Origin of the sequence: Oerskovia sp. NPDC060287 (assembly GCF_042726775.1) — a bacterium.
GTDB classification, from domain to species: domain Bacteria; phylum Actinomycetota; class Actinomycetes; order Actinomycetales; family Cellulomonadaceae; genus Oerskovia; species Oerskovia merdavium.
In genome coordinates, this window is the sequence record NZ_JBHXBO010000191.1 from 1 (window position 1) to 7,960 (window position 7,960).

Annotated in this window: 7 protein-coding genes; 2 read left to right on the forward strand and 5 right to left on the reverse strand. The window is 74.6% G+C overall.

Annotation, left to right across the window (positions count from 1 at the left end; genetic code table 11):
* Positions 1-32 precede the first annotated feature (32 nt).
* Genes ACFWFR_RS14970 through ACFWFR_RS14990 form a run of 5 tightly spaced genes read right to left on the reverse strand, consistent with a single transcriptional unit; the run spans position 33 to position 6,264 of the window.
* Positions 33-440 (reverse strand): RidA family protein, encoded by a 408-nt coding sequence (locus ACFWFR_RS14970; protein WP_377623478.1) that lies wholly within the window; start codon positions 438-440, stop codon positions 33-35.
* 58 nt (positions 441-498) lie between these two features.
* A complete protein-coding gene (locus ACFWFR_RS14975; protein ID WP_377623479.1) occupies positions 499-1,902 on the reverse strand; it encodes an alanine racemase in 1,404 nt (467 codons plus the stop codon).
* On the reverse strand, positions 1,899-2,804 hold the full coding sequence (locus tag ACFWFR_RS14980; protein ID WP_377623480.1) for an IclR family transcriptional regulator: 906 nt from the start codon (positions 2,802-2,804) through the stop codon (positions 1,899-1,901). Before ACFWFR_RS14980 ends, ACFWFR_RS14975 begins: the two co-directional genes overlap by 4 nt.
* On the reverse strand, positions 2,801-4,465 hold the full coding sequence (locus ACFWFR_RS14985) for an amidohydrolase family protein (protein WP_377623481.1): 1,665 nt from the start codon (positions 4,463-4,465) through the stop codon (positions 2,801-2,803). The genes ACFWFR_RS14980 and ACFWFR_RS14985 overlap by 4 nt, the downstream gene beginning before the upstream one ends.
* Entirely contained in the window at positions 4,462-6,264 is a 1,803-nt protein-coding gene (locus ACFWFR_RS14990) for a beta-N-acetylhexosaminidase (RefSeq protein ID WP_377623482.1), read from the reverse strand. Before ACFWFR_RS14990 ends, ACFWFR_RS14985 begins: the two co-directional genes overlap by 4 nt.
* Positions 6,265-6,382: 118 nt before the next feature.
* Between ACFWFR_RS14990 and ACFWFR_RS14995 the strand changes: the two genes are divergently transcribed.
* Positions 6,383-6,748 (forward strand): ACT domain-containing protein, encoded by a 366-nt coding sequence (locus ACFWFR_RS14995; RefSeq protein WP_191800238.1) that lies wholly within the window; start codon positions 6,383-6,385, stop codon positions 6,746-6,748.
* Between the two features lie 82 nt (positions 6,749-6,830).
* Complete coding sequence (locus ACFWFR_RS15000; RefSeq protein ID WP_377623483.1) at positions 6,831-7,850, forward strand: LacI family DNA-binding transcriptional regulator; 1,020 nt, start codon at positions 6,831-6,833, stop codon at positions 7,848-7,850.
* Positions 7,851-7,960: the final 110 nt, after the last annotated feature.

Sequence of the window (7,960 nt, forward strand, 5' to 3'; positions counted from 1 at the left end):
CAGCCGAACCACGCACTCGACGCCGGGGAGCGTCAGTCCGTGATCGCGAACGCGTCGATCTCGACCAGCATCTCCTCGCGGGGCAGCCCCGTGAAGACCGTGGTGCGGGCCGGCAGCACGCCGCCCGGGCAGTTGGCCTCGACGAACGCGCCGTACGCGTCGTTCATGACGGGGAAGTCCTCGCGCTTGGTGAGGTACACGCGGAGCATCACGACGTCGTCGAACGTGGCGCCCGCACCCTCGACGATGGCCTTGACGTTCTCCAGCGTCCGCGTGGTCTGCGCCGCGACGTCGCCGGGGAACAGGTACTCGCTCGTCGCGGGGTCGACCGGGCCCTGGCCCGAGACCTGGACGAACGGGCCCTTGCGCACGCCCTGGTGGAACGTGTGGGCCGGTGCCGGCGCGTGCGGGGTGCTGATCGGGGACTTGGCGGTGCTCATCGTGCCTCTTTCTCTCGGGAACTTGCGGGTGGTGCTGGTCGGTCCGGGACGTGCAGGGTCAGAACTCGGTGCCGACCAGGTCGACCACCTGGTCGTCGTCGCTCACGACGGCTGCCACGCGCCACTTGTCGAACAGCGTGCACGGGTGCGAGATCCCGAACCCGACGACGTCGCCGGGCCGGATCTGCGTCGTGACCGGGGCGCTGCCCGCGGGTGCGGGGTCGACCGTGAGGTACAGGTGCTGGTCGTTGAGGCCCGTGACGCGCGCGCCCGCGAGGTCGTGCGCAGGGCGCAGACCTCCGTTCTCGTCGAGCGTGCGCAGCCACAGCGCGGTGGGCAGGTCGATGTCGTAGGACACGTCGCGCCGCCCCACGCCGCACAGCACCAGGCCCGGCTCGGGGACCGAGAGCACCTGGCCCCACACGACCGCGGCCGCGTGCATGGGCTCGCCGCCCGGGATGCGGTCCCACGGGTCCATGCGGGCGCAGAACCCGTGGTCGTGCGTGAGGTAGGCGCCCGAGCGCACGACGACGCGCACGTCGCGGGTGGTCTCGGTGCCGCCGCCGGTGCCCACGACCGTGAGCGGCCCGGGCAGCTCGGCGAGCACGACGTCGAGGAACGAGCTGCCGCCCGCGGTCACGACCACGGGCTCGTCGTCGGGGACCAGGCCCTCGCGCACGAACGCCGCCGCGACGTCGCGCAGGCCGCGGCAGTACGCCGCGACCTTGGCCAGGTCCTCGGGCGTGGTGCCGCCCGCGGCGGACCCCTCGTACCCGGCGACCCCGGGCAGTCGCAGGCCCGCGGCCCGCACGGCCCGCGCGAGGCCCAGCGCGTCGGCCGTGCTCCGCACGCCCGTCCGGCCGCCCGGGACACCGACCTCGACGAGCACGCCGAGGCCCGCGACCACGTCCTCCGAGGCGCCCGCGAAGCCGCGCGAGAGCAGCCCGACGCCCTCGATCGAGTCGACGTACACCCACACCTCGAACGGGGTGCCGCCGGGGGCGACCGAGGCCTCGAGCTCGCGGCGGAGCCACGCGATCTCGCGCGGGTCCACGAGCTCGTTCGCGAGGAACACGCGCTCGACGCCCCACGTGCGGACCACGCGGAGCTGCGCCGGGTTCGCGACGGTCGCGCCCCACGCCCCGGCGCGCGCCTGGCGGGCGTAGAGCCCGCGCGACATCGCGGTCTTGACGTGCGGCGCGTGCTCGACGCCGTGCTCGGCGCACAGCCGCGCCATGAGGGCCACGTTGTGGTCGAGGGCCGCGTCGTCGAGCGTCAGCAGCGGCCAGGAGAAGGCGTCGTCGGTGATGCGGGGGGAGCCCGCGAGGACGTCCGCGACGGTCCGCTCGGCGTCGAGCCGCAGGCCCTTGGTCGCGGGCCCGACGACGGCGCTCGGGTCCGCAGGGACGGTCGCGCGGGTGGACGGCTGGGTGAGGCGGTCGGCCTGGGTGGGGTCGGTCATACGTTCCTCCCGGTGGGTTCGTAGCCGCAGCGCACGGAGCCCATCCCGGCGGAGACCGCACGGGCGGCCTGCACGACGAGCGGGCCCAGCTCGCGCACCCGGGCGGGTGGCATGTGCGAGGCGAGCGCGGAGACGGAGAGCGCGCCGATCGCGGTCTCCGTGTGGTCGACGACGGCGGCCGCGACGCAGCGCACCTCGGTCTCGTTCTCACGGTCGTCGATCGCGTAGCCGCGCTGGGCGACCGTGCGGAGCTCGGCGCGCAGAGCGTCGGGATCCGTCAGGGTCCGCGCGGTCACGGCCGACAGCGGGTGCGCGAGCACGGACTCGAGCAGGTCGACGTCGCTCGCGGCGAGGATCGCCTTGCCGACGCCCGTGCAGTACAGCGGCATGCGGTGCCCGATGCGCGAGGCCATGCGCACGACCGCGGTGTTCTCCTGCTTGTCGATGTAGACGACGTCGAGGCCGTCACGCACCACGAGGTGGCACGTGGCCCCCGAGGCCCGCATGAGGTCCGCGAGGTGGGGCTCCGCGACCGTGCGCAGGTCGAGCCCCTCGAGGTAGGCCTGGCCGAGCCGCAGCGTCCCGGCACCCAGCACGAACCGTCCGGTCGGGGTGCGCCGGACCAGGTGGACCTCGACGAGCGGGGCCAGCAGGCGCGAGACCGTGCTCTTGTGCGTGCCCAGCACGTCCGCGAGCTCGACGAGGCTTAGCCCGCGGGCCGCGTCGTGACGCAGGGCGTCGAGGATCGTCAGGGCGCGGCGGAGCGACTGGGACGAGTTCCGGGCGGAGTCGGCGGTGGCCTGCGGTGCGGGGGACGCAGGCTGGCTCACCGGGGCCGCTCGACCAGCCTGCTCGGCGCTCGCGGCTCCCTGCGCAGCGGCGGCACGCGCGGTCGCCGTCATGCGCGAGCCGCCGCGGCGGTCGGGCGCAGCGCGCGCCCCGGGGTCGCGCCGGTGGGCCGCCCGCCCGCGAGCACCGGCACGCCCGCGACGAGCACGTCGTCGATCCCTGTCGCGGGGCGGCGTGGGTCCTCGTACGTCGCGACGTCCTGCACGGTCTCGGGGTCGAGCAGCACGACGTCGGCGCGTGCGCCGGGGCGCAGGACCCCGCGATCGGCGAACCCGAAGCGCTCGGCGGCCGCTGCGGACAGGTGCCGCTCGGCGTCGTGCCACGTCCAGTCGCCGAGCGTGCGCACGTGCTCGGCGAGGAAGCGCGCGAACGCTCCCCAGCCGCGCGGGTGGGGGCGACCGCCCTGGTAGATCGCGTCCGACCCGCCCATCTGCGCCGGGTGCCGGAGCAGCGCCCGGACCGACTCGGGGGAGTTGGTCGGCGGCTGGGCGAACACGCAGCCCGCGCGCAGGTGGGTCGAGACCAGGATCCGCAGCGTCGTCTCGACGGGGTCGAGGCCCAGCCGGTCGGCGACGTCGAGCAGCGCCATGCCCTCGCTCCACTGCAGCTCGCCGGGCACGGCGGCCATGGTCACACGCTCCCAGAGGTCCGCGAGGCCGGGGAAGTGCTCGGCTCGGAGGCGCGCGACGACGTCGGGGTCCTGGAGCATCGCGACCGTGGCGTCCGGGTCCGCTGTGGGCAACCACGTGGGCAGCGAGACCATCGACAGGATCGAGCAGCCGCGCAGGTACGGGTAGGAGTCGAACGTGACGTCGAGCCCGCCCGCGTGCGCGTCCTCGACGTAACCGACGAGCTCGTCCGCAGGCCCGTGGTAGTGCGAGACGTGGGTCGCGACGCCCGACGCCCGGGCGACCCGGACGAGCTCGGCCATCGCGGTCCCGGCCTTGTCCTCGTAGCCGCGCATGTGGCTCACGTGCGGCAGGTCGCGCTCGGCGAGGACCCGGGCCAGGGCCACGAGCTCGTCGTCGGTCGCGTTCGAGGCCGGCGCGTACTCGAGCCCGGTGGACATGCCGCACGCGCCGTCGTCGAGGGCCTCGCGCAGCAGGGCGACCATGCGGCCCGTCTCCTCGGGGGTCGTGGCCCGGGCCGCGCCGCCCAGGACCGCGTAGCGCAGCGTGCCGTGCGGGACGAGGTAGGCGACGTTGAGGGGAGTGGTGCCCTCGTACGTCGCGAGCAGGTCGGCGACCGAGCCGCCATGGAACGTGGGGTGCTCGCCGTTGATCGCGCTGAAATACCCCGTGGCCCAGGTGTGCGCGTCGGGGGTCCCGTCCGCGACGGGCAGCGGCGCGGAGGGCGCGTAGGACACGCCGTCCTGCCCCACGACGATGCTCGTGACTCCCTGGCGCAGCATCGCGAGCTGCACGTCCGGGTCCAGGACCGCGGCCTCGCCGTGCACGTGGGCGTCGACGAAGCCGGGGAACGCGATGCGGCCCGCGGCCTCGATCACGAGCGCCCCCGCGGGGACGGGCACGCTGCCCGCCGGGACGACGTCGTCGATCAGGTCTCCTGCGACCAGCAGGTCGACCGGTGCGGTCAGCCCGCCCGGGGCCGTGAGCCGCGCCCTGCGGACGACGAGCGTCACGCCGGTGCCGGGCTCGCCCTTGCCGGGCTCCACCTTGCTCTGAGCGCCCGCCGACGCCTGTGCCGCGCTCATGCCTGCCCCTCCGAGCTCGCGTCGCGTCCCTCGACCCAGCCGCCCACGCCGGCCCAGCCGCCCGCAGCCATCTCCTGGTCGAGGTGGCGCAGGAACCCGTGCACGCCGGGGCGCTGCTGCCAGGGCTTCGGCCCGTCGAGCGGACGGTACTCGACCCCTGCCGCGTCGAGGCGCGGCAGGTGGTCGTGCTCGAGCCGCGCGAGGAACTCGGCCGAGGCAGGAGCGCCCGGGGTGCGCTCCGCCGTCGGGCTCCAGACGACCTCCGCGAACGCCGCGAGGCGCGGGAACGCCGCGTAGTCCATGCGGCGCGGCGAGTCGAGGTGCTCCGACCACACCTCGGCCTGGGCGCCCAGCAGGCGACCGGGCGCCGCGTCGAGGCCCGGGTGCTGCGCCAGGACCTCGGCCGGGAACGGGTCGAACGCGTAGACGTCCTCGACCGTGCGGAGGAAGCCGACGGGGACGGGCTCCTCCTCGCCGTCGCCTGCGCGGTGGTCGAGGTAGACGACCTGCTCAGGGGCCATGACGACGTCGTTGCCCGCCTCGAGCGCGTGGGCTCCCACGGTGAAGCCGCGCCACGCGGTCACGACGACGTCACGCGGGAGCTGCTCGCCGAAGCCCTCGTCCCACACGACCGCCCGGCGCCCCCTGGCCGTGACGTGCTCGCTCAGGCGGGCCAGGAACCAGCCCGCGAGGTCCGCGACGTCCGCGAGACCGCGCCGCTCCGCGAGAGCCACGATCGCCGGGTTCTCGCGCCACAGCGTCGTGGGGACCTCGTCGCCGCCGATCGCGATCCAGGGGGAGTCGAAGACGTCGCAGACCTCGTCCAGCACGTTCGTGAAGAACTCGAGCGCCTCGTCGGACGGGTCGAGCACCTCGGTGCTCACGCCCCACGTGGTGCGCACCGTGTGCGGGGTCTTGCGGGTCCCGAGGAACGGGTAGGCCGCGACGGCCGCCTCGACGTGCCCGGGAGCGTCGATCTCCGGCACGACGACGACGCCCCGCTCACGCGCGTAGGCGACGATCTCGCGCAGGTCGTCCTGGGTGTAGAAGCCGCCGTGCGGGCGCCCGTCGAAGACCCCCGTGCGCCACGTCCCGACGTTCGACTCGGTGCGCCAGCCGCCGACCTCCGTGAGGAGCGGGTAGCGGTGGACCTGCATGCGCCAGCCCTGGTCGTCCGTGAGGTGGAGCTGGACCACGTTGAGCTTGTGCGCGGCCGCGAGGTCGACGAACCGCATGACCTCGCGCTGGGGCAGGAAGTGCCGCGCGACGTCGAGCAGCACGCCTCGCCAGCCGAAGCGCGGACGGTCCTCGATCGTGAGGGCGGGCAGACGGACGGCGCTCGCCGGGTCCCCGGGGGCCGCGTCGACCGGAGCCGTCCGGTAGGCCTGCGGGCCCGCGAGCTGGCGCAGGGTCTGGACGCCCGCATGGGCACCGGCCACGTCGGCAGCCGTGAGCAGCACGGCCTGCGGGGTGATCTCGAGGCGGTAGCCGCCCGCGGGGCGCGTCGCGTCGAGGGCGAGGGTCACGCCCGGGCGGGCTGCGTCGTCGGGCGTCCCGGTGGCGGGAGCCGGACCGTCGGACGCCGGGGTGGCCGGGCCGGCGGAGGCGCCGGGAGCGACGAGGAACGGCAGGTCCACGCCGAACGCGGCCTCGGTGGTCCGGCGCCACCAGCGCGCGGCCGCGGCGAGGGCCGGGTCCGTGCGGACGGGCGTGCCGTCGGTCAGCGGAAAGGTGCCGGTGGCGGGCTGAAGGCTCACGGGCGCGGGCAGGAGCCCGGGCGAGAGGGTGGGGGCGCTCACCCGTCGAGCCTAACCACGGCGAGGCGCTCGCGGTGTGCCGCGCACACGGGTTGTTGTGCACTGCACGACGGCCGCCGTGACGATCTGCGTGTCGGTGGCGCGCCCTAGGCTCGCGGGCATGCCCGCCCAGAAGCTGCGCCTCCTCGACACGTTCTTCACGCTCGCGCACGAGCCCCACGCCGCGTTCCCCGACGACGACGAGTGGGTCGCGCTCGTGCGTGCGCCCGAGGGTCTGACGGTCCTGCGCGAGGCCTCGCCCTTCGGCGGCGGCGGCGACCGCTGGGCAGGGTTCTACGGCGACCCCCACGGGCTGGGCAAGCCCGGCATGCTCGCGGCGATCGTCGGGCCGCTCGCCGAGGCGAGCATCTCGGTGTTCGTCGCCTCGACGTTCCACGCGGACCTCGTGCTGGTCCCCGAGGACTCGGTCGAGGCCGCCGTCGACGTGCTGACCGACGCGGGGCACACCGTGACGCGGGGTCGCTGACCGCACCGAGAGGATCCGCAGGGATCGCTCAAGGTTGCGCAAGTGAACGCAAGCGGCTTGCGCGCTGCGTATAGTCAGCAGCATGTCCAGACGACTTGCCGAGGTGGCCAAGAAGGTCGGCGTCAGCGAGGCCACGGTCAGCCGCGTGCTCAACGGCAAGCCGGGAGTCTCCCAGGCGACGCGCGACTCCGTCCTCACGGCCCTCGACGTGCTCGGGTACGAGCGCCCCACCAAGCTGCGCGGTGAGCGAGGCCGGCTCGTCGGCCTCGTCCTCCCCGAGCTCGCGAACCCCATCTTCCCCGCGTTCGCCGAGGTCATCGGTGGTGCGCTGGCCCAGCAGGGGTTCACGCCAGTGCTCTGCACGCGCACCGCGGGCGGCATCACCGAGTCCGAGTACATCGACCTGCTGCTCGGCCAGCAGGTCTCGGGCGTGCTCTTCGCGGGCGGCTTCTACGCGCAGCGAGAGGCCGACCACGAGCCGTACCGGCGCCTGGCCGAGCGCAACCTGCCCGTGGTCCTCATGAACGCCTCGATCGAGTCGCTCGACTTCCCGCGGGTCTCGTGCGACGACGTCGTCGCCATGAACCAGGCGCTCGGGCACGTCCTGTCCCTGGGGCACCGCCGGATCGGGTTCCTGCTCGGCCCCGCCGACCACATCCCGTCCGAGCGCAAGCTCGCGGCGGCGCACGCGCTCGCCGAGCGCCACGGTGTGACCATCGACCCGGCACTCGTCCAGCACAGCCAGTACTCGCTCGAGAGCGGCCAGGCCGCCTCGGTGCGGCTCCTCGAAGCAGGTGCCACCGCGATCGTGTGCGCGAGCGACCCGCTCGCGCTCGGCGCGATCCGGGCCGTGCGCCGGGCGGGCAAGGAGGTCCCGACCGACGTGTCGGTCGTCGGCTACGACGACTCGTCGCTCATGAACTCGACCGATCCCGCGCTCACGACCGTCCGCCAGCCCATCGAGCCCATGGGGCGCGCGGCCGTCGACCTGCTCGCGAGCATGATCGCGGGGGCCGACGTGTCGCGCGACGAGCTGCTGTTCGAGCCCGAGCTCGTGGTGCGTGCCTCGACCGCGCCGCTGAACACGAGCGGTACCCGCTAGGCGCGCGGTACCGCGGCACCGAGAGGGCGCCGCCCGCGGGGAAGCCCGGGGCGCCCCCAACGGCCAGACCCGCGCGGCTAGCTGTGGGGGGCGGGGGCGTATAAACAAAA